Raw genomic sequence first — 19,542 nt, forward strand, 5'->3', positions numbered from 1 at the left:
GCTAACCACAAATCGCGCATAGCCCATTGCCGATATCATGCGCCGGGTATTCAGCGCATTGACGCTCGCTTTTGGCCCTCTTTCGCCCGCTGGGAACGCTTTACCATTATGCGCCGCCTTTTCCTGATTGTGCTCATCGCGCTTGGCTTTGCGCCGGGAACATGGGTGCGTTCTGCGCCGCAATTGTCGCTGGAGGGGCGCATGGTCGAAGTCACGCCGCTCACCCTGTCGCCAAAGGTGGCCGAAGCCGTCAAAGGGTCGTTTGCCATCAAAGGCGCTTGGCAGCTTACCGGCGATCATCACTTTTTCGGCGGCTTTTCTGCGCTGGTGGCGCGCGGTGATGGCACGTTTCTGGCGGGCAGCGATCGCGGCTGGGGGCTGACAATACCATTTGCGAACACAGCTACAGATTCCGGGCCGCGCTCTGGCCCTTTGGCCTTGCGATTGCTGGGCCGCGAAAAGCGCGACGGGTTTGATCTTATTGATCTCGAAGCGATGAGCTGGGACGTACAGCGCCAGCAATTATGGGTCGCTTACGAACATGGCAATGTAATCGAGCGGATCGATGCGGGCGGCACTCGGCGCGAAATTCGCCCGGTGGCGATGAAGGACTGGACCAACAATCGCGGCGCCGAAACGCTGGCGCGGCTTGGCGATGGCCGGGTCTTGGTCATTGCAGAGGCCCCTTCGCGTGATGGCGGGGGCATTCGTTATCACAAGGCCTTGCTGTTCCCGCGCGGCCTGCTTGATCCTGATAACGAACCGATGCCGTTCCGGTTCGTCTCGCGGTCCGATTACCGGCCCGTAGATGCGACTTTGCTGCCTGATGGCAGGATCGCGATATTGCTGCGGCGGCTGGACTTTACCCTTCCCCCCACTTTCGACACTGCGATCATGATTGCCGATCCTTCCCTGATCGCGCCAACGCGGGCGTGGACGGGCGTGATCGCGTTTGAGATGACGGGCGGCACTCTTACCGACAATTACGAAGGGCTGACCTGGGTGCCAGCAAAGGCAGAAGCGCAATCCGGCATTGCCGAAACCACGGATGCAGACGCAAAGAACGCGCCGCCGGAAGATGATCTTCGCAGCGGCGCGCTTTATCTTATCTCGGATGATAACTTTGCCAGCTTCCAGCGCACCTTGATGCTGCGGCTGGAGCGGCAATAAAATTATGCGGCTTCGGCAGCCTTCTTCAGCTCACGCTTCACTTTGAGTGCGCGCGGCGAAAGCTTGTCGTCTTTGGTTTTGAGCAGCCAGTTATCCAAACCGCCATTGTGCTCTACCGAGCGCAGGCCGTGAGTAGAGACGCGAAATTTGAACCCGCGATCAAGCTTTTCGCTCAACAAGGTCACATTTTGCAGATTGGGCAGAAAAACCCGCTTGGTGCGGTTGTTGGCGTGGCTTACATTGTTGCCCGTAAGGCGGCCCTTGCCGGTCAGTTCGCAAATACGCGACATGCTATCTCTCATCTGATCAAAGTGGTGGGAGCGCCGCCCTGTTTGAGGCGGACCCGGCAATGCGGGCATCCCAGAAAGCGCGCCGCATAACCTCGCATGGGCGAATCGTCAATTGATATGTGCACCCGGTGCGCTTAGCTGGCGGATGCAATGACCCGCTGGCCGATCCCTGAACCAATGCAACACGCACTGCAAGCCGCGCGCGAAGCAGGAGAGGCGGGTGAGGTGCCCATCGGCGCTGTTGTCGTGAAAGACGGCGAAGTGATCGCTGCGGCAGGCAATGCCACCCGGTTGCCGCCCGATCCCACGGGCCATGCTGAACTGCGCGCGATTAGGGCGGCGGCGCGAATTTTGGGTGAGGAACGCCTGACCGGCTGCGATCTCTATGTCACGTTGGAGCCTTGTCCGATGTGCGCAGGCGCAATTGCCCATGCCCGCATTGCACGGCTGTATTATGCTGCCAGCGATCCCAAAGGCGGCGGCGTGGAACAGGGCGCGCGCGTGTTTGAGCAGGATCAATGCCTGCACCGGCCCGAGATTTACAGCGGCATGGGCGAAGAGGAGGCCGCCGAGCTCCTGCGCGCTTTCTTCAAAGATCGCCGCTGATCGCCGCACGCACCTTTTGCTTCATCGCAGGTGCATGGAACAGGGCTGATTGTGTGGTAGGAAATGCAAGGGCAAAAAGGGGCGGTCACCATGAACCTCAAAGCTTTCACCGCAATGGCTGGATTTTTCGCAGCCGTATTGGCGCAGCCGGTGTCTGCCGATCCCGCAGCGATTGCGCCCGCTGGCTGGCAGCGCTCTGAAAGCAACGGCCTCGCGGTGTATCAATCCCAAACTGCTGGCGAAGTTATGGTGTTCCGCACGTTTGAAGCGGGCAGCGATCTTGGTGAGAAAGTCGCGCTGTTTGCTGATATTGTGACGGCTCGGGCGGACCGGGTTTTGGCATCCGATGTCTCGGCGAAAGGGCCTTTGCAGATCAAGCAGGTTGATTATGTTCAGCGCAAGGCGACCATGCGCTGCACAGTCATGGGAGTGCGCCAGGGGGATGGGACCGTTTTGGTGATGGCCTATCTTGCGCAAAAATCGAACGCCGCATCGCCTGCGCGGGTCAAGCGGGCGAGCGAACGGATGGCGGCGCTTGGCGGGAGTGCAGCAGTGCCTCCACCCGCAGCAGCGCCGCAAACAGCGTCTTCAAAGCCGCCGCCTATCACTCAAACCACTGGGGCCGGGCCAAAGGTTGAGCGCGTTCTGTTCGACCTCAAATACAGCTACGGCGTGGGCGGCGCTGTATATCCGACCTATCATCTCGTCGCTTTGCTCGAAGGCGGTCAGGCCGTGCGGCTTGGCAGTTATGCGACCGATGCGATTGATGTTGCTGCGATTGGCCGGAAAAAGCGCGGCCATGTCGGCACTTGGCTGCGCACAGGCGGGCAGTATGCGGTGCGCTGGGCAGACGGCAAGACGTCTGAAGTGAAGCCAAGCGTCGGCCCGCCTGCCCCCTTGCCGTCAGCGCGTCAGCTGTCCGGCACGTATCAGGCGATTGGCGGAGGAGGAAACACCGCATTGGGCGGGCAAACATTGGCGGCCGAAGTGAAGCAGTTCACGTTCCGGAGCGATGGGACATTCGTTCAATCAAGCAGCAAAACCGCCAGCGCCCCGCGCGTTGCTGCGGGGTCGCGGTCAGGCACGTCCGGCCGGTGGAGCCTCAATGGCGCGAACCTCACGCTGACTTATGGCAATGGCCGCGTGGTGCGCACGAGCGTCTTTTACAGCGCCAAGCGTAAAGGCTCGGATCAATACGGTGTGTTGTGGATCGGCGGTGAGGATTACCGGCGCAAACGTTAAGCTGCGAATCGTCTTGGGCCGGTGATGGCCCGCAGAATCCCGGCAAAAGGCCCCAGAATGGGTGTTTTTCCGGATGGTTATCGAAATAAAATCAGCCAAAAGCACGTCAAGCGCCGACTCATCCCCCTTTGATAACGGTTGGTCGGTTAGTGCGTGATTTTGCGGATGCACAGTGTAATGCTGCACCGCAACAGGGAGAGCAACATATGGAGCCGCTTAAATGATGTTGTCACCCCGCAAGCCTTACACAGCCCCCCAAATGCAGCGAAGCACTTTTGATGGTTCTACGCGCCCGGTTTCTGCCGATTTCGACGGTTTGAACCCGGCAGAAGCTGCGCGATTGTTCAGCGACCTTATCAAAGCGCACAGCTGACGCTGCTTGATTTAGCGCGCGGCTGAAAGGTTATAAGCCGCGCCAGATTTTAGCGCTTTGCGTGTCTTTCGCGCCGTATCGTGCTGCATTGCAGCGCGACGGTCTGAACCGCTTTGAATAGCAGATACGCAATTCCTGCAGCCAGCCGCGCGCATTCAGCTTTACCCCCACAGCGCTGGCGGAAAGGCCTGGGTTGGCATCGGCAAAAGCCTGGCGGATACGCCCTGCGGTAAGGTTATCCTCACGGCTGATCCGGTCATATTCGGGCACGCGCAGGGCCTCCCAAAGAACCCGCGTTATCGCAAAATAGGTTTCGGGTTTTTTCGTCATGCATGAGCCATGTTTGGCCCATTGTTTCGCGACCAGCCGGGCAGAGGGAAGCGTGCACAGATTGCGGCGGACTTCTTGCGGGGTGAGCCTGTTTTGCGGCGTGCACCATTGCGGCCATGTGCTGCGCCCGCCCGTTTGGGTATGCGGCCAAAGCCCATGCACCACGAAGGCAAACCGCCCATGATCGCCCGAGCATTGAAGGCGGTGCGAACGCTGGCTTTCCCGCCCTTTGCAAAATTCCGGCGACCAGCTCAGCGCGAGTGTGTAGCCGGTTATGGGCAGCGAGCGCACGGGGCCATCGGGCGTGATTGTCGGCACGGACCGCACCTGCGGCGAGCGGCATTGATAGGCCTGTGCGCTGGCGGTGGCGGGCAGCGTGAGCGCAAGCAATAGAACCGCGGACTGCTTCATTCAAAAGCCTTGATATCATCTGGCCCGCCCACGCGGCCATTGCGAAACCATGCATTGGAGCCGGGTAGGAAAAGCGCCACAATTGTAGCGATAGAGAGCGCTGTGAGAATTGATGAGGCTACCACTTCGATTGCCGATACATCGAGCAAACCTAACGGCGTTGAAATGACACCTAAACCAGTAAAAAGGGAATAGATCCAGCGCGCGGCATTGCTCGCTTTCATCGATGCAAAGAACCAGAGCAGAACGGACAAACCGTACATCATCGCAGCGATGGCAACCGCTCCTACTATCATTGCGCTGAACAGCCCAGGTTCGCCCTCAAACCCAGCGCCAAGATCTTGTTCCAAATAGAAAAAGCTCAATGCAATTATTGCGGCGCTTGCTGCCATTGACGCCCAGAAAAGGCGATCGAACCAAATGATCGATTTGGGTTTCATACGCTCCTTTTCTATCGCTCTTTGGCGCTATTCGAAAACAGCGCTCTCTTTCGTCTCGATCTTTGTAAACCAATGCCTGCTTGACGGCAAAAAGAGGCAAATGAGCGCAAAGGCGAGCAGAGCCGGCTCTAGAAAATAGGCCCAGCTCGCGGCTCCGCCTACAGATAGAAATGCTGAAATCATATTGGGCACATTCAACAATTTGATAACGGTGAAAATCGTCACCAAACCCCAGGCGATGCGGCTGGCAAAGCCAAAAATCCATGCGACTGGGATAAGAGCAATGGTGAATTCGCTGAACACTCCGGTGATCGCCAGGTCCGCATTCCAATTAATCCACGGCATCCATTGGCTATAGCGCAGCATGGGGAAGTACCAATTGCTCAGCCCTTCGGCCAGACTGACCAACGCGACAGTGACAAAAGCGATGGCAAACACCCAAATCGTCCAGGGCCGCGGCCCCTTGCGCCATTTCATAGCGGGGTGAAGTCCAATCCGACATCTGCGGCAGGCGCGCTTTGGGTTAGTCTGCCGACCGAGCAGTAATCGACGCCGCTGGCCGCTTTGGCGGCGATGGTGTCGAGATTGATCCCGCCCGACGCCTCGGTTTTGGCGCGGCCTTTGACCATGCCGACTGCTTCGCGCAGCGTCTCGGGGCTCATATTGTCGAGCAACAGATGATGCGCGCCGGCATCCAGCGCGGGTTCAATCTGGCCGAGCCGGTCCACTTCGCAAATGATGGGCGCAACACCTGCATCGCGCGCGCGGCGCACCGCTTCGCCCACACTTCCGGCGACCGCGACGTGGTTGTCCTTTATCATTGCGGCATCCCACAATCCCATACGGTGGTTTTCCGCGCCGCCCTGCCGAGTTGCGTATTTTTCCAGAACACGCAGGCCGGGCAGTGTCTTGCGTGTATCGAGCAAGGTGCAGGTTTTGCTGCCTGCGCGCATCGCCGTCACATAATCGCGCGCCATGGTGGCGATGCCCGACAGGTGCTGGACGATGTTCAATGCGCTGCGTTCTGCGGTCAGCAGCGCGCGCGCATTCCCCTCAAGGCGCATGACATCGGTGCCCGCTGCCACGGCGTCACCGTCTGCAACCAGCGTTTCAATCTCCACATCGGGATCTAGATGTCGGAAAAATGCTTCCGCCAGGGGCAGGCCAGCGATCACCACGGCATCGCGGCTATCCATAACCCCGGAAAACCGCGCATCTACCGGAATGACGCTGTCAGACGTCACATCGCGCCCGCCGCCTTCAAAGCCAGCGCCCAGATCTTCGGCAAGGGTTTCGCGGATGAAGGTGCCGAGGTCGAAACCGGGGAGTGTAAAGGTCATGGAAGCGGGTTTGAAGGAGTCGTTTGTTTTGCGCAAGCGCATCCGCACTCGCGTCCTCGCTAGACGCCTTTCGCTTCGCTACAGGCCCGCTGCGGTCGGCCAGTCGGCCTCTGACTGCGGTGACCAAGAACCGGTGAAACCTTCAGACGTTTTATTGGAGTTCGCCCGGATGGGCGAACACAAACATCAATGCACGAACCGTGCGACCACATCGCGATAGCTGCGTGACACTTTCACCTCAGCACCCGAATCGAGCACAAGGAAGCATTCGCCATTGGTATGCGGTTTGACCTGGCGGACCTGATCGAGATTGACGATCCAGCTGCGATGCACACGTTGGAACACGCGCGGATCCAGGCGGCGCTCCAGATCTTTCATGGTCTCGCGCAGGATCAGCGAATTTTCGGCGGTGTAGATGCACATATAATCGCCCGCCGCCTCGATCCGCTCAATCGAATCGACTTCGACCCGGAAGATTTGCCCGCGATCTTTCACATTGATGAGTTTTTCAAAGCGTTCCGCGCTTTCGCCCGTATCATCGCCAAATTCGATGGCGCGATCGGGCGCGACTTCGGACAGCACGCCGAGCAATTGTTCCGCATCGTCGGTTGATTTCTTCTCCGCAATGCGTTGGCGCACACGCTCGATAGTGTCGGCGAGTTTATCTTCATCGACAGGTTTCATCAGGTAATTCACCGCATTCGCCTCAAACGCGCGGATTGCGTGCTCTTCATAAGCGGTGACGAACACGAACAGCGGGGGTTCGATCTCCATCACGCCTTTCACAACCGAAAACCCGTCAAATCCCGGCATTTGAATGTCGAGGAAAACAAGATCGGGTTTCTCGGTCTTGATCTTGCGGATCGCTTCGCGGCCATTGGAGCAGGTGTCGATTATTTCGACATCTTCAAACGCCTGAAGCCGGATTTGAAGGCCTTGAATGGCAAGTTTTTCATCGTCGACGAGGATTGTTCGAATGGTCATTGTGTTTGTCCAATTGGGCGGGGGGATTGAGGATATTGGTGATGTCGGCTGCATTTTCAGATGAATTCTCAGGCGCGTTCTCGGGACGTTCCTGTGGCGCGTCATCTGCGATTTGGGATGGAGGCTCAGAATTGCCGGAAAGCGCTCCTTCCAGCACGGATGGTTCCGGCTCTCGCGCAGGCTGGAAGGGAATTTCGATAGTGACGCTGAACCCGCCGCCCGGTTTTGAGCTGGTGTCAAAAATATGCTCATCACCATAGGCCTGTGTGAGGCGATTGCGGATATTGGCGAGGCCCACGCCCGTTGATATGGTGTTGTCGCGTCCGGTGGGCTGCGCCGTCAGATCGAGCAGGTTGTGCTGCAAGGGGCCGTCAATGCCGGGGCCTGTATCCGATACGCTCATCCGCAAACGCGACCCCACCACCTTGGCGGAAAGCGAAATGCGCGCGCCTTCTTCCTGCGGGCTCACCGCATATTTGATCGCGTTTTCGACCAGCGGTTGCAACAGCATGGATGGAAGGCAAGCCTCCAGCGCTTCGTCCTCGACATCAAAATGGGTGCGCAATCGCTCTTCAAATCGCATGCGTTCAATATCGAGATAGAGCTGGAGCGTTTCAATCTCCTGTTCCAGCGTCACTTGGCTGCCCGGTTCGGTGATCAGCGTATGGCGCAAAAAACTTGAAAGCCTGGTGAGCATCGCATTGGCAGGTTCTGTCTGCTTCAGCAGCACGAGTGTGCTGATCGAGTTTAGCGTGTTGAACAGGAAATGGGGGTTAAGCTGATAGCGCAGCATGGCAAGCTGCGCGGCGGTGGCTTGCGCTTCCAATCGCACGAGGCGATCCTGTTGCCGCTCCACCGTCAAAAAGTAATTGATCGCGAAGTAAAGCGCGCTCCACGCGCCGAGCAGAGTGAGCGGAATATAAGTGATGCCGATAAAGCGCTGGGCAAAGGTCGTCTCGCGGCTGATGCCGTAATAGATGCCCTGCACCCAAGCATCGAGCGAGGCGTGAATGACAACCGCGCCGATCAGCACCAGCACAGTGCCGCCCCAGGTGATGAAAGGCTGGCGCGCGATTAGCTGGCGATAAACGACCGACAGCACCAAAGTGATCGAAAAGCCCGTGATCGTGTTGACGAGGATAACCGCGAGCAGATCAAGTGGCCGCTCATTCGCGAGTGCTGCTGCAGAGCGCAGCAGAAATGCACCGCCCCAACCGGCAAACTGGAGATACCAGAAGGCGCGGTTCTTACTGGCGAAAAACGGTGCTGGCTGAATTGGAAGCACGGCCATAGCGAACCCGTATAGCGCAAAATCACAAGGTTAGGAGGGGGTAAGCGCATTCCGGGCGCGAAGGGGCAACCATTGGGCGCAAGTTCGGCGGAAAAAAGCGTGCGCCTAACGGGGTGCGCTGGCGGCGAGCGCGAAGTCGTATGGCGCAACTTTTGCGTATCCTATAGCCCTTTGTCAGGATCGATTGCCCGGCGGAAATGGGTGCGCCAGTCCGCTTTTCCGGTGGCCTCCATCAATTGCTTGATCTGCGGAATTTCTGCCGCGATGAATTCTGCGCGTTCATCCCAGCCATCATGCGTGCGCGCGCGAAATAATCCGCCATCATGGCGCGGACCCCAGGTTTGCATGAAAGTGACCGCAGCCTGCGGGTCATATCCCGCATTGGCGAGCAGCCACGGCATCAACCGATCCGCTTCCCGTTCAGTCAATCGAATATGGCGGCGTTTGCGTTTGTTTTGGTCAAGCCATGCGCGGTGAGAAAGCAGATTGTGCGCCAGTTCATGCGCGATGGCGGCTGCGAACAGCTCCTCTGCATAGCTGAAGCCGACAAAGCGCGTGCCGATCACCACGCGCCTTCCTTCTGCAACGGCTTTCGAATTGCCGCCTGCCAGTTCAAATCGGGTGGCGCAGACGGGTTCGGCTTTGACCGTGGTGGCGGCTCCATCGGCAAAGCGCACCGCGATGGCGCCGCGCTCAGCCAAATGGCTATCGATAAAGTCGTGTGCGCGCGTAAGGCGGCGCCAATCCATCCGGGCGTCTGCATCCCATCCATTGGGGTTGGCCGCGCCCAGCGCCGTGATCTCGCGATTGGCTGTGAAACCGCCGCTGTTCGCGGCCGGCGATCCATGCGCCGCGGTCTGTACGGCAAAATCACCGCTTAGCCCAAGCGCTGTGCGAGCCGCGTCTGGGTCTGAATAGCTGGCAAGATCGTGGAGTTGGAGGCCGATGGAAGGGATCGCGCGCTCGCAAAAACCGGCATTGCCGCGAACCAGTTTCCAGCCGACATCCTGCAACAGCTGATCCTTGGCCTGAAATGCGAGGATCGCTGCGCGTTCTTTGGACAAGTCTGCCGGCGGGTCTGCGGCATTGCCGGGCGCGATTGCTGCCAGTGCAACCGCGAGCGCCCCGACCAGAGAGGCCCGCCGGGTGGAGGCGCGCTGCATCAGCTGTCGCTGGGCGCGCTAACCGGATTGTCGAGCGCTTCTTTCAAGGTATCATACCCAACTGCGCCATTGAGTGTTTTGCCGCCCGCTACCCATGCAGGGGTTCCATCAAAGCCCAATGTCCGGGCAAAGCTGAAATTCTTGGCCAGTTCGACAGTCACGGCTTCGGATTTCGCGTCCATTTCCGCTTTGGCCATATCAAGCCCCGCTGCGGTTGCTGCGGCGGCAAGGCTTTCCGGGGTTACAGGGCTGCGCGCAAACATTGCGAGGTGAAATTGTTCAAATTTGCCCTGCATCCCGGCGGCCATGGCCATGCGCGCGGCCGCTTCGCTGCCTTCGAACAGGGGCATTTCTCGCACAATCACTTTCAAATCAGGGTCTTCGCGGACCAATTGGTCAACATCGGCAAGGCTGGCTTCGCAATAGCCGCAATTGTAATCGGTGAACTTGACCAGAGTTCTTGAACCATTGGGGTTCCCGCGCACAACTCCAGCTGCCGGGGTGTAAAGATCATCGCCCAAATCGGCGAGGCGCTTTTGACCCTCTTGAGCTTGATAGGCTTCGGCCATTTTCGGCAGCATGTCAGGGTTTTCGAGCAGAAACGCCTGCGTGCGGGCATCAGCCAGACCGGAATAGGACCAGGTTGCCGCTCCCAAAAAGCCAAAGGCCAGCGCCAAAAGCGCGGTTAAAAGCGAATTGCGAAAAGCTGCGGGCATGGGGTGAACCTATCTGAAAAAGTCGTTGGCCGGTGCGCTTGCGCCCTAGCGGCGATCGCGCAGAGCTTCCAGTTCGGCGCGCGCTTGCAGGCTGATATCCTGCGCGCGGATCCAATCAGGGGTGCCGCGCGGCAAGCCAGCCTCTGCCGCCTGCGCGCTGCGCAAAGCTTGGGGATACTGGCGCGCCATCACCTGCTGTTCTGCGCTGGCGAGTTTGGCGCGCGGGATATCGCCGCGTTCGGCATAGACCACGCCCAGCTGATACCACGCAAAAGGATTAAACCGGTCTTTTGCCACCGCTGCACGCAGAACACGCTCCGCCTCTGGATAGTTTGAGGTATCCTCAGTCGCGATCAGTGCGTGGCCAAACATGGATGCAATCAGCGGCTGGTTGAGTGTAAGCTCGGTCGCACGGCGCAGGGGGGCGAGCGCTTCCTGCGGGCGGCCCGATTCGAGCAGAACTTGCCCTTGCAATTCAAGGAAATACGGATTTTCCGCTTCCAGATCGAGCAGCGCCTGCGCCTCCGCCAGAGCTTTCTCCACCTGCGCATCCTTGTGATAGGCATAAGCGCGCGCATATCGCGCTGCCGCGCTGGTATCGCTTTCCGGATAGAGGTTGAGCGTCTGCCACGGTTCAGCCAAATAGCCATACAGCTTGGCCTGAACGCGGGCGAAGCGTTCCTGCAATGCGGCATCATCGGGCGTGTCCCAGGCGGGATCTTCTTCAAGCAAACCGCGCAGGGTCGAAATCCTGTCGCCTGAAAGTGGGTGGGTGCGTCCATAGGCAGCTTCGTCCGCCTGGCTGAAGCCGCGGCGAATTTCGAGATTGCGCAGTTTTTCAAAGAAGCTGATCATGCCGCGCCCGGAGATACCAGCGCCTGAAAGATAGCGCGCGCCGGCGAGATCGGTTGCGGCTTCCTGATTGCGGTTGAAGGCGAGAAAACTGCCCAAAGCCGCCTGTTGGCCCGCCATAATCGCGCCCAGCGCCGCATCGCCCGCGCCTGCAAGCGCCGCGCCCACACCCAGCAAAAGCGAAAGGATCGTGATGCCATTAGCCGCGCGGGTGCGTTCGTTAAAGCGCACCACGTGGCCTGCGGTGATGTGACCCAATTCGTGCGCGATCACGCCTTGCACTTCGTTCGCGGTGTCCGCTGCATTGAGCAGTCCGGCATGGACATAAACGACTTGCCCGCCCGCCACGAAAGCGTTGATGGAAGGATCGTTGATAAGCACGATATCGACATTGCCGGGTTCAAGCTCGGAGGCTTCGATCAGCGGCGCGCTCATATCGATCAGCAATTGTTCGGTTTCCGCATCGCGCAGCACGCTTTGCGCAAATGCAGGTGTAACAATGGTGGCAAAGCACGCGATCAACGCGAGGCAATAGGCAGCCATTTTGTAAGCGGATTGATAAGCGGCGCGCATCCCCATGGCGTAGCGGGTTTTGACCTGAACGGGAACTGAAACCGCAAATTTCGCAGCGCTTTAATGCGTTTTATTGGGTCCGGCCTATGCCAAAGATCACCCAATCAGCTTTTTCGCCGCGCGTTCAATCATGGGCGCGTCATCGCCGATTTCGCCCAGGATTTCGACCCCGCCATTGCCATCACGGCGCACCATGACAAGTGCAAATTCCGGGCCATCGGCTGCGATCTCTTCAATCGCCTGCCCTTCAAGCTTACGCAGTTTTTTGGCCAATGCGGCACGGGGTGTGTGTTTCGCTTCGACCGGTTTGCCGCTCTCTTCGCGGCGCAGGCGGCGCTCGGCCTGAACGACCCCTTTAAGGCCGCCATCCGCATCGGCGAGGAATTGCGCAAGTGCGCCATAACCCAGTTCATGCCGGTGTGCATGGGCCAGAACGGCAGCATATTCGGTGAGGCGCGTTTTGTCGTAGTCGCGGCCAAACACAAGTTTAACAATCGGTGTCATCGGCGCCCGGTCCTGCGCGGAAAGGCCGTTTTGTGCGATGAGCTTTTCGTAATCAGCCGGCGCTTTTTTGGCTTCGAGAGAGAAGTCATAAGCGCGGCTGACCGCGGCATAGAGCGCGCTGCGGCTCCGGTCTTCCGCTTTGAGCGCGGTTTGCACCAGCTCGCGGGCCGAGGCGAGGTAGATTTGCAAGCTGGAATTGCCAAGGGCTGCGGCTTGCGAATCGGCGTCAGCATTATCGGCATGATCGTGATCGGCGTAATCGTCAGCCAGATCATCACTTACGTCGTTATCTGCCGGAGTGTCTGTTACGTTTTCTACAGACGCGCTTTCATCGCCAGACGCATCACCAGCTGCGCCGACCAATACGGGCGTATCCGATACAGGGGTATCCAATACTGGCGTGTCATCCGTTTCAGCGTCTTCGATTTCAAACGCGCCGCCCAGTTCGAGCGGAGCCTCTTCAACACTGTCACTTATGGCCGTGTCTTCAGCGCTCGTATCGCTATCGCTATCGGCATCGGCAAACTCATCGCGTATATCGTCGCTGTTGCTGTCGCCTTGGTCTTCGGCGCCTTGGCCCTCACCAGCTTGGTCTTCCGTATGAGGAAATGCGTCACGATCAATTTCGTCTGGCACTTTCATCTCGGCATCGAGATCGATCGCCTTTTTGGTTGGTGTTTCCAGATAATCGGCAAGCGACGCGAAATGATAGGCCGCCTCGTCTTCGCCCGATTCGAAGTCATCATCGAATTCTTCTTCTTCGGGGTCTTCAAGCTTGTATTGCGCGAAATCCGGCAGATCGCTATCAGCGCCCAGCTCATGATCAAACGCGGCATCGCAGCCGCCCAGATCGAGCAGGCTTGCGGTCTTGCTTTTGGTTTCAGCGGGCAATTCGGGTTCATCGCCAGCGTCTGTTTCGTCGATTTGATCCAGGCCAAGCTCAAACACATCATTGGCGGCCTCCGCTTCAACTTCGAGCACCAAAGGCGGTTCGATATCGTCTTCATTCGCCGGGGTCAGATCGGTCAGCTCGTCAAAATCATCGAGCGAGGACGCGGCCCATTCGGTCACGGGATCGCTGGGGTGCTTGTGCGCCTCATCCTCTTCCACCGGCTCCGCCTCAAGCGCCTGGTCAATTTCGAGCAGCAGCTCATCGGCGGTCGCCTGGTCGGCCATTTCCTTCCAGTTGATCACGCCATAGATGAAATCGATGGTTTCATCATCGCTGGAATAGGGCAGCAGAATGCCACGATACAGGATCGCTGCGCCTTCGCGATTGACGAATTCGGCCTCAAATCCAATCGGTGCCTCATTGGCCAGGATTTGCATGTAATGATCGGTGATTCGGCTGAGCAGCGAACGAGCGGGCACATCGGACAGCTTGTTAATCTCGCCTGTCGCACCGCATTCTTCGGCCAGCTTGTCGCCAAGATATTGCACTGCAGGGTCTTCAATCCCGACCGAGAAATCAAGCAGCACCGAATTGGGGCCAAAGTCCGAGATGTCTTCGGGATGGAGTTCTTCTATCGAAGGAAAGCTGCGTTCGCCCAAAAGGCTGGCCCAGTGATTGTAGGCGCGCACCTGCATGCGCCGCTCATCCTGGCCAATCGCAGCGGGAGGGCCATCATGCGCAGCGTCAGCATCGGGGGTTGCCCAATCTTCAGTCTGGTCAGTCTTCTCGTTGGTACCGAAAGTGCCGCGCACATCGTCCATGGCCCGCATTGCCCCTTGTTAAACGGTTGCAGATTTGGTTTTGGACGGTCGTGGTAAACATTGCGTTAAGTTGCGCGGAAAAGTCGCCTCGGTTGCAGCAAAAGCGAGATTGAGCGCATTGCCCACGTCAAAAAAGCGCCGGATAGGGCGTGCCTGCGCGCGCGAGTTCTAGAGGAAATACCGCATCTTTATCTTAAGTTTTTGCGGCGCATCGCCCACTTCGAATACGGCATCTTTAAACTTGGGCGGGGCCATGCGCACTTTGGCGTCCCGCGAAAAGCCATAGCCTTCTTTGGGCATCATGCCGAGCGCGCGGTCAGCTTTGCCATTGTCATTCTCATCATGCAGCAATGCGATGGCATAATCGCCCGGCTTCACATCCTTGAATGTGATCGTGACAGTTTTGCCCGCAGGCACGACGGTCCGGTGCGAGGCGGGATCTTTGCGGCATTTGGGAAAGATTGCCTCTTTCGTCGTCATGCACGCGCGCACCACGCCTTTGTCTGAGCGCAGATCAGTGATGGTAATCTGGACCTCGTTCGCAGCTGCCGGGCTAGCCGCGGCAACGCCCGCATACAATCCTGCGCCAATCAGCGCCGCGCGCTTCACGAAAGATCCGCCGATGCGCGGGGTGGCGGGGTTGCTGTCATCCGCTTTGATAGGCCGCGATCTGTCCCGCAAACGCGATCCCAAAAGCGAAAATACAGGCCAAAATTGCATCGATATTCCTCGTGGTGTTTTTCGTGATGGCTCGCTGTTATCAGCCAATGTCCCAATGGAGAATGAACAAGCCAGCGCGGAAACGCTTCCCAGCCCATATGATTGGTAACCCCCATGATCGTCGCGATGGTGAGCACAATGCCGACCATGGCGATATGGATCGGCACTACAAATACAAGCAGGGGCACGACAATCGCGCCGGTCACCGCTTCGATAGGGTGAAAGCTCATCGCGGACCATGCGGTGGGCGGGCGGCTGTCGTGGTGGACGGCGTGGGCCAATTGGAACAGGCGTTTATGGTGCATTGCCCGGTGGCTCCAGTAAAACCAGCTGTCCTGCACAAACAGATAGAGCAGCACCGATAGCGGCATATACCAAACAGGATAGGCGCTGATATCAGTGTAGAGCAGCGTCCAGCCGTGATGGTTCCAGCCCCAAAAGACGATGCCCGCAGGGCTGCCGTAAATCAGCGCTGCGATCATTGACCAACGGATTTCGCGGCCGATCTGGCGCGATTTGCCCGCGTATAATCCGGGCCGCAGCCGCGCTGTCACCCAGGCAAACAGTCCGCTCGCGAGAAAATAACGCAAAGCCACAATCGCCGAAACCGCAAGGCTGACAATCAGCAGAGCAAGCGGAACGGGCATATTGGGACTGAGCATGAAGCGTATATGCCGCAGTTCGGAGGCCGCGGATAGAGGGGCGTCTCCAAATTTGCCTATCCGCGTGTAATACTCAAGACGGCTGCTTGCCTACGCGCCTTGTCACTCAGCCACGCCGGGGGGCACGCATTCCGGATCGAGAGCCATGGTGTGCCGGCGCAAGGCGGCGCGTGCCAAGTGTTCCACTTGAGATTTGCGCCGAGCCGGTGCCAGCGGATTGAGGCTGGCGTGACGGATAATTTCACCATCATAGCCATCAGCCACAATCACACCGCATTCATCGGGGCGGTACGCTTCGCTCGCCAAAGGTTCCCGGTTGAGGCCCGGGGGAACGCCCCAGAAGAACCGGTCACAAAAATCGAGGTAATCGGGCCATTTGGTATCGCCCAGCAGATCAGCGCGCGCGACTTTGATCTCAACAATCACAATCAAGCCCTTGGCATCGATCCCCATCAGATCCGCCCGCCGCCCATTTTTGAGTGGCATTTCTGGAAGGCACCAGATGCCATTGCGCGCAAACAATCGGGCGATCCCGCGCGCAACATCGCGCGACGATGTCGCAGGCGGCACTTCGTTATCGGATGAAGTGATTGACGGTGCCTGATCGGGCCGAGAGAGAGCTGCGGATGCCATGCTCTCTTGCTGGAACATTGCACGAACATGGTCAAGTGAATTGTGCCCAAATGGGACGAAAACCTCAGCCGTCCGCGCCCTGTTTGGCCAATTTCATCACGGTGCCGCGAGCGGAATGAAATTCGCGCCACAGCGCGAGCGCCGGAGCGTTTACGTCCTGCCCGCGCGCGCTGATAGAGCACAAGGCAACCATGCCCGGCTGCATCATCGCATCGATATCCTCAATCGTCTGCCAAGCCAGCTCGCGCTGCCACTCGGTCGCCTTGTTCAGCATGGTGGGGATAGCAGCCAGATCGCCCTCAAATGGCTCATCCGAAAGCTGCGCCAACCGCGCCAATTGCGCGGCCTGACTGTGCAGATCCTGCCAGCGCTCGGTTAATGAGCCAGCGGGTTTTGCGGCGGTATTGCGCATGGCGCGCATCTGTTCGGGGGGAAGGGCAGACATTGACTTATCTTATCGGCGCAGACTTGCCGAAGGGTTAAAGTGGAGCTTGCCATTTGTGCAATTAGGCTGGCCGAGAGTGCGCGAGCAGCAAGGCCGCGACATTAGTGTGGCAAAGCATCGCAGGTCTTGCTAAAGCGCGCCCCCGGCATAGGACAAAGCTGGCCCGCACCCGTAGCTCAGCTGGATAGAGCGCTGCCCTCCGAAGGCAGAGGCCAGAGGTTCGAATCCTCTCGGGTGCGCCAATTTCACCAAGCAAAACAGCGCCTTACTGTTTCGTGCATTAGTTAGATCGCTGCTTACGCGCTGCTTACTTGAGTTGCCATTATCGGGACTGGGGAGCAAGGTCGGCATTTTCTCTGCCCTACTAACCCAAGTGTTCCCTCGTGCGGCATCTACTGGGTTGCACATTGTCCGGAACTAATCTTCATCTAGTCGACGAGCCGACTCAAAATCGATATCGACGCAGCTTCTGAGGTGTCATTCCCATATGTCGGCGTATAGTGTCAGACATGTGGCTCTGGCTGGAAAAACCTACTGCGACTGCAATCTTCGCGAGTGGTTCATCGGTATCACGAATAGCTGCGCATGCTTTGTCGACACGCCGGGATACGACGAGGCGATGGGGTGTCATCCCAAAAGACGCTTTGCACGCCCTAACCAGATGAGCTTGCGACATGTCGATTAGGTCGGCCAATTCTGAGAGGCGAATAGCGTGACCGAGGTTGTCATTGACGTACTCTGTCAGGATTCTTTGCTGACGTGACGAGAGCAGAGCGCCTCGTAAGGGTTTTGCGGGTGATCGAGCGGCTGCCGCCAATAAGCTTAGAATGGTAACAAAGATCGAGTCAGCAACGATATCAGCAGACAAATGACCTGTTGCGGCTTCCTGTGAGATAACTGGAAGTAGCGAGGCTAGGGCGTCGTTCCGAAATGTACCTTCATGGAGGGAGGCCAGATATTGCGCTCCGTCTCCGTCGAAGAAATGGTCAACCGAAGACGCCGGAAACGCCAATCCTACATAGCCCAATGGGCCATCTACCGTATATTCGGCCAATACGTTTGGAGGTGCAAGGCCGAGCGTGCCGGGCATACAGCGAGCTGTAGTCCTGCGTCCACCGTAACCAAAATGACTTTGCGCGGTGCCCTTTGTGATAGCGAACAGGGCAAACTCCGGCATGGGCGGATCGGGGTAGTCCCCTCGTGGGTGGACTACATCGAATACGGTGAACGGCGCTGCACCCAGATCGCTGATGTGCGACACGAACTCGGCGTGCGGCCCTGACGCGTAGTATTCCTTGTATGTCATGCGTCACCTCATAACCGGCAGCTCGAGTTGACCGTGATCCGTGTTCCTGCGCGAATGCTGGTATCCGGCGCAGATCATAGAAGACACGTCATAGCAAAGAAAATTAAGGTGATGAAGATTTCTGATTGGGGCAGAAATCAACGCGAGATTGATCTACTCTAAAGAAGCGGAAACGGACAAAGCGAATTTTATACGTCGAATACAGAAGACTTACTTTCAAGAAGTGAAGCGGCTTCCGAAATTTCGAATTTAGGTTCTTGGTCAACTGGCATCTGAAAGGACGGTAGATACGACGAATGATGAATCCTCAGTTATCAAGATAGCACGGGAATTTTTTGTGCGATACAACAGGCAAGACGTGCCATCGATGGTTGACTTGTTTGAGCCGCAAGGAGTTGTGGAATATGTTCTTTTCGAGCTCTCGGGGCCAGTTGAAGAAGTAGGTCCAGGAAGTTGGGGCGTTCTCATCGATGCTTTCCCAAATCTGAAGAATGAAGTTCGATCGATCCGTCAAAGCGGGGATGATCGGTTTGCGTTTGTCGATGTCGACATAATGGGTACTCAAGAAAAAGAAGCCTTTGGAGTGGCCAGCAAAGGTCGAACCTACAATGTGCGCCATTTCTTTATTTTCGAGTTCAATGACGCAGGTAGAATAATACATACAACCAGCTTTTGGGATAACGCGAAATGGTACCGCGAGCTTGGTAAGACAGACCTATCTGACTGAAGCTCAGATCGACAAATGAAAGGTGCCACCATGCCAAAGAACATCCTAATCGTGCTGACTTCCCACGACCAACTGGGAGAGACAGGAGAGAAGACAGGCTTCTGGCTCGAAGAGTTTGCAGCCCCCTATTACGTCATGAAGGACGCTGGCCACGAAGTGACGTTGGCTTCCCCGGCAGGTGGTCAGCCGCCCCTGGACCCGAAATCGGATCAACCTGACTTTCAGACCGAAGCGACGCACCGTTTCCAAGCGGATGACGAAGCCAAGGCTGCATTGGCCGCGACAAAGAAGTTGTCGGATGTGAGGGCCGAAGACTTTGATGCTGTATTCTATCCCGGCGGTCATGGGCCTTTGTGGGATCTTATTGACGATAAAAATTCAATCGGTTTGATCCAAGATTTCTGGAAACAGAGCAAGCCAGTTGCCGCCGTTTGTCACGCACCGATCGCGCTAGTGAACGTCCTTGACGAGTTGGGACAGCACCTAGTGTCCGGCCGCAACGTAACAGGCTTTACGAATGGTGAAGAGGACGCTGTTGGATTGACCGATGTCGTGCCCGCACTTGTCGAAGACACGCTGATACAGCGTGGTGGTAAATATACGAAGGCTGACGATTTCTCGCCATTCGTCTTGCAGGATGGCAATCTCATCACTGGCCAGAACCCAGCATCATCGGCCCCAGTCGCAGAGAAACTGCTGCAGGCGCTTAGGTGATCTGCGCGGAGGAGCTGTTAATATAAGCCGCGAGCAGAACATAAACAATCCCACCAACAGCTTAGAAAATCACGGCGTCAGGTCGGTGATCAGTCAAATCAGCGCAAGAGATTTGGAGATATTGCTTGCCGTTTCTGAGACTACCAGCTTTCGCCAAGCAAGTTTAAAGCTCGGTGTGGGTCAATCTGCCATTTCGCGACGCATAGGGAAACTCGAAGATCTTCTTGGGGTTTCGTTGTTCGAGCGAAAATCGACCGGCGCCTTTCTCACAATTGCTAGTTCCGAATTCGTTGCGTGCTCGACGTTGATCTTTAATTGGCAAACCTGAGCCAATATT

Annotated in this window: 23 protein-coding genes and 1 tRNA gene; 8 read left to right on the forward strand and 16 right to left on the reverse strand. The window is 57.4% G+C overall.

Annotated features, from left to right (window positions below):
• Positions 1 to 108 precede the first annotated feature (108 nt).
• Entirely contained in the window at positions 109 to 1,170 is a 1,062-nt protein-coding gene (locus AC0V6W_RS08600; protein ID WP_486149080.1) for an esterase-like activity of phytase family protein, read from the forward strand.
• Between the two features lie 2 nt (positions 1,171 to 1,172).
• Here the strand turns inward: AC0V6W_RS08600 and rpmB are convergent, their stop codons facing one another.
• Positions 1,173 to 1,460, reverse strand: a complete 288-nt coding sequence (gene rpmB, locus AC0V6W_RS08605) for a 50S ribosomal protein L28 (protein WP_486149082.1) — start codon at positions 1,458 to 1,460, stop codon at positions 1,173 to 1,175.
• 150 nt (positions 1,461 to 1,610) lie between these two features.
• On the opposite strand from rpmB, the gene AC0V6W_RS08610 reads away from it, so the two are divergent.
• The 3 genes from AC0V6W_RS08610 (at position 1,611) to AC0V6W_RS08620 (ending at position 3,681) form a co-directional block, all read left to right on the forward strand.
• Positions 1,611 to 2,066, forward strand: a complete 456-nt coding sequence (locus AC0V6W_RS08610) for a nucleoside deaminase (RefSeq protein ID WP_486149084.1) — start codon at positions 1,611 to 1,613, stop codon at positions 2,064 to 2,066.
• 90 nt (positions 2,067 to 2,156) lie between these two features.
• The gene (locus AC0V6W_RS08615) at positions 2,157 to 3,308 is read left to right on the forward strand and encodes a lipocalin-like domain-containing protein (RefSeq protein ID WP_486149086.1); all 1,152 of its coding nucleotides are present in this window, start codon (positions 2,157 to 2,159) and stop codon (positions 3,306 to 3,308) included.
• Positions 3,309 to 3,528: 220 nt separating this feature from the next.
• A complete protein-coding gene (locus tag AC0V6W_RS08620) occupies positions 3,529 to 3,681 on the forward strand; it encodes a hypothetical protein (RefSeq protein WP_486149088.1) in 153 nt (50 codons plus the stop codon).
• Positions 3,682 to 3,711: 30 nt separating this feature from the next.
• Here the strand turns inward: AC0V6W_RS08620 and AC0V6W_RS08625 are convergent, their stop codons facing one another.
• The 14 genes from AC0V6W_RS08625 to AC0V6W_RS08690 form a co-directional block, all read right to left on the reverse strand.
• The gene (locus AC0V6W_RS08625) at positions 3,712 to 4,422 is read right to left on the reverse strand and encodes a ribonuclease T2 family protein (protein WP_486149090.1); all 711 of its coding nucleotides are present in this window, start codon (positions 4,420 to 4,422) and stop codon (positions 3,712 to 3,714) included.
• Positions 4,419 to 4,862 (reverse strand): hypothetical protein, encoded by a 444-nt coding sequence (locus AC0V6W_RS08630; protein WP_486149092.1) that lies wholly within the window; start codon positions 4,860 to 4,862, stop codon positions 4,419 to 4,421. The genes AC0V6W_RS08625 and AC0V6W_RS08630 overlap by 4 nt, the downstream gene beginning before the upstream one ends.
• Before the next feature lie 27 nt (positions 4,863 to 4,889).
• On the reverse strand, positions 4,890 to 5,339 hold the full coding sequence (locus AC0V6W_RS08635) for a hypothetical protein (protein WP_486149094.1): 450 nt from the start codon (positions 5,337 to 5,339) through the stop codon (positions 4,890 to 4,892).
• On the reverse strand, positions 5,336 to 6,202 hold the full coding sequence (gene nadC / locus AC0V6W_RS08640; RefSeq protein WP_486149096.1) for a carboxylating nicotinate-nucleotide diphosphorylase: 867 nt from the start codon (positions 6,200 to 6,202) through the stop codon (positions 5,336 to 5,338). The genes AC0V6W_RS08635 and nadC overlap by 4 nt, the downstream gene beginning before the upstream one ends.
• A gap of 186 nt (positions 6,203 to 6,388) precedes the next feature.
• Entirely contained in the window at positions 6,389 to 7,186 is a 798-nt protein-coding gene (locus AC0V6W_RS08645; RefSeq protein ID WP_486149098.1) for a LytR/AlgR family response regulator transcription factor, read from the reverse strand.
• A complete protein-coding gene (locus AC0V6W_RS08650; protein WP_486149100.1) occupies positions 7,155 to 8,477 on the reverse strand; it encodes a sensor histidine kinase in 1,323 nt (440 codons plus the stop codon). The genes AC0V6W_RS08645 and AC0V6W_RS08650 overlap by 32 nt, the downstream gene beginning before the upstream one ends.
• A 161-nt stretch (positions 8,478 to 8,638) precedes the next feature.
• Positions 8,639 to 9,640, reverse strand: coding sequence for a M48 family metalloprotease (locus AC0V6W_RS08655; protein ID WP_486149102.1), 1,002 nt, complete (start codon positions 9,638 to 9,640; stop codon positions 8,639 to 8,641).
• Complete coding sequence (locus AC0V6W_RS08660) at positions 9,640 to 10,356, reverse strand: DsbA family protein (RefSeq protein WP_486149104.1); 717 nt, start codon at positions 10,354 to 10,356, stop codon at positions 9,640 to 9,642. Before AC0V6W_RS08660 ends, AC0V6W_RS08655 begins: the two co-directional genes overlap by 1 nt.
• A gap of 45 nt (positions 10,357 to 10,401) precedes the next feature.
• Entirely contained in the window at positions 10,402 to 11,787 is a 1,386-nt protein-coding gene (locus AC0V6W_RS08665; protein ID WP_486149106.1) for a M48 family metalloprotease, read from the reverse strand.
• 90 nt (positions 11,788 to 11,877) lie between these two features.
• A complete protein-coding gene (locus tag AC0V6W_RS08670) occupies positions 11,878 to 13,998 on the reverse strand; it encodes a PAS domain-containing protein (RefSeq protein WP_486149108.1) in 2,121 nt (706 codons plus the stop codon).
• Between the two features lie 168 nt (positions 13,999 to 14,166).
• The gene (locus AC0V6W_RS08675; RefSeq protein ID WP_486149110.1) at positions 14,167 to 14,607 is read right to left on the reverse strand and encodes a DUF2141 domain-containing protein; all 441 of its coding nucleotides are present in this window, start codon (positions 14,605 to 14,607) and stop codon (positions 14,167 to 14,169) included.
• Complete coding sequence (locus tag AC0V6W_RS08680; protein ID WP_486149112.1) at positions 14,604 to 15,380, reverse strand: sterol desaturase family protein; 777 nt, start codon at positions 15,378 to 15,380, stop codon at positions 14,604 to 14,606. The genes AC0V6W_RS08675 and AC0V6W_RS08680 overlap by 4 nt, the downstream gene beginning before the upstream one ends.
• A 102-nt stretch (positions 15,381 to 15,482) precedes the next feature.
• On the reverse strand, positions 15,483 to 16,013 hold the full coding sequence (locus AC0V6W_RS08685) for an MmcB family DNA repair protein (protein ID WP_486149114.1): 531 nt from the start codon (positions 16,011 to 16,013) through the stop codon (positions 15,483 to 15,485).
• A 64-nt stretch (positions 16,014 to 16,077) separates the two neighbouring features.
• Complete coding sequence (locus tag AC0V6W_RS08690) at positions 16,078 to 16,458, reverse strand: hypothetical protein (protein ID WP_486149116.1); 381 nt, start codon at positions 16,456 to 16,458, stop codon at positions 16,078 to 16,080.
• A gap of 165 nt (positions 16,459 to 16,623) precedes the next feature.
• On the opposite strand from AC0V6W_RS08690, the gene AC0V6W_RS08695 reads away from it, so the two are divergent.
• Positions 16,624 to 16,700 (forward strand) — tRNA-Arg (locus AC0V6W_RS08695).
• A gap of 203 nt (positions 16,701 to 16,903) precedes the next feature.
• Here AC0V6W_RS08695 and AC0V6W_RS08700 read toward each other — a convergent pair.
• Positions 16,904 to 17,764, reverse strand: coding sequence for a helix-turn-helix transcriptional regulator (locus AC0V6W_RS08700; RefSeq protein WP_486149118.1), 861 nt, complete (start codon positions 17,762 to 17,764; stop codon positions 16,904 to 16,906).
• Between the two features lie 319 nt (positions 17,765 to 18,083).
• On the opposite strand from AC0V6W_RS08700, the gene AC0V6W_RS08705 reads away from it, so the two are divergent.
• The 3 genes from AC0V6W_RS08705 to AC0V6W_RS08715 are packed head-to-tail and all read left to right on the forward strand — an operon-like array spanning position 18,084 to position 19,533.
• On the forward strand, positions 18,084 to 18,491 hold the full coding sequence (locus AC0V6W_RS08705; protein ID WP_486151522.1) for a nuclear transport factor 2 family protein: 408 nt from the start codon (positions 18,084 to 18,086) through the stop codon (positions 18,489 to 18,491).
• A gap of 30 nt (positions 18,492 to 18,521) precedes the next feature.
• A complete protein-coding gene (locus tag AC0V6W_RS08710; RefSeq protein WP_486149120.1) occupies positions 18,522 to 19,205 on the forward strand; it encodes a type 1 glutamine amidotransferase domain-containing protein in 684 nt (227 codons plus the stop codon).
• Positions 19,129 to 19,533: a helix-turn-helix domain-containing protein gene (locus AC0V6W_RS08715; protein WP_486149122.1), complete on the forward strand. Its 405-nt coding sequence runs from the start codon at positions 19,129 to 19,131 to the stop codon at positions 19,531 to 19,533. Before AC0V6W_RS08710 ends, AC0V6W_RS08715 begins: the two co-directional genes overlap by 77 nt.
• Positions 19,534 to 19,542: the final 9 nt, after the last annotated feature.

The sequence above is a fragment of the Erythrobacter sp. JB1-7 genome (genome assembly GCF_057365015.1).

Coding starts and splice junctions, on each gene's coding strand:
- AC0V6W_RS08710 (WP_486149120.1), top strand. CDS start 18,522: ATGCCAAAGAACATCCTAATCGTGCTGACTTCCCACGACCAACTGGGA.
- AC0V6W_RS08670 (WP_486149108.1), bottom strand. CDS start 13,998: ATGGACGATGTGCGCGGCACTTTCGGTACCAACGAGAAGACTGACCAG.
- AC0V6W_RS08625 (WP_486149090.1), bottom strand. CDS start 4,422: ATGAAGCAGTCCGCGGTTCTATTGCTTGCGCTCACGCTGCCCGCCACC.
- AC0V6W_RS08715 (WP_486149122.1), top strand. CDS start 19,129: ATGGCAATCTCATCACTGGCCAGAACCCAGCATCATCGGCCCCAGTCG.
- AC0V6W_RS08660 (WP_486149104.1), bottom strand. CDS start 10,356: ATGCCCGCAGCTTTTCGCAATTCGCTTTTAACCGCGCTTTTGGCGCTG.
- AC0V6W_RS08680 (WP_486149112.1), bottom strand. CDS start 15,380: ATGCTCAGTCCCAATATGCCCGTTCCGCTTGCTCTGCTGATTGTCAGC.
- AC0V6W_RS08600 (WP_486149080.1), top strand. CDS start 109: ATGCGCCGCCTTTTCCTGATTGTGCTCATCGCGCTTGGCTTTGCGCCG.
- AC0V6W_RS08620 (WP_486149088.1), top strand. CDS start 3,529: ATGATGTTGTCACCCCGCAAGCCTTACACAGCCCCCCAAATGCAGCGA.
- AC0V6W_RS08635 (WP_486149094.1), bottom strand. CDS start 5,339: ATGAAATGGCGCAAGGGGCCGCGGCCCTGGACGATTTGGGTGTTTGCC.
- nadC (WP_486149096.1), bottom strand. CDS start 6,202: ATGACCTTTACACTCCCCGGTTTCGACCTCGGCACCTTCATCCGCGAA.
- AC0V6W_RS08690 (WP_486149116.1), bottom strand. CDS start 16,458: ATGTCTGCCCTTCCCCCCGAACAGATGCGCGCCATGCGCAATACCGCC.
- AC0V6W_RS08700 (WP_486149118.1), bottom strand. CDS start 17,764: ATGACATACAAGGAATACTACGCGTCAGGGCCGCACGCCGAGTTCGTG.
- AC0V6W_RS08655 (WP_486149102.1), bottom strand. CDS start 9,640: ATGCAGCGCGCCTCCACCCGGCGGGCCTCTCTGGTCGGGGCGCTCGCG.
- AC0V6W_RS08645 (WP_486149098.1), bottom strand. CDS start 7,186: ATGACCATTCGAACAATCCTCGTCGACGATGAAAAACTTGCCATTCAA.
- AC0V6W_RS08685 (WP_486149114.1), bottom strand. CDS start 16,013: ATGGCATCCGCAGCTCTCTCTCGGCCCGATCAGGCACCGTCAATCACT.
- AC0V6W_RS08610 (WP_486149084.1), top strand. CDS start 1,611: ATGACCCGCTGGCCGATCCCTGAACCAATGCAACACGCACTGCAAGCC.
- AC0V6W_RS08665 (WP_486149106.1), bottom strand. CDS start 11,787: ATGGGGATGCGCGCCGCTTATCAATCCGCTTACAAAATGGCTGCCTAT.
- AC0V6W_RS08630 (WP_486149092.1), bottom strand. CDS start 4,862: ATGAAACCCAAATCGATCATTTGGTTCGATCGCCTTTTCTGGGCGTCA.
- AC0V6W_RS08650 (WP_486149100.1), bottom strand. CDS start 8,477: ATGGCCGTGCTTCCAATTCAGCCAGCACCGTTTTTCGCCAGTAAGAAC.
- AC0V6W_RS08615 (WP_486149086.1), top strand. CDS start 2,157: ATGAACCTCAAAGCTTTCACCGCAATGGCTGGATTTTTCGCAGCCGTA.
- rpmB (WP_486149082.1), bottom strand. CDS start 1,460: ATGTCGCGTATTTGCGAACTGACCGGCAAGGGCCGCCTTACGGGCAAC.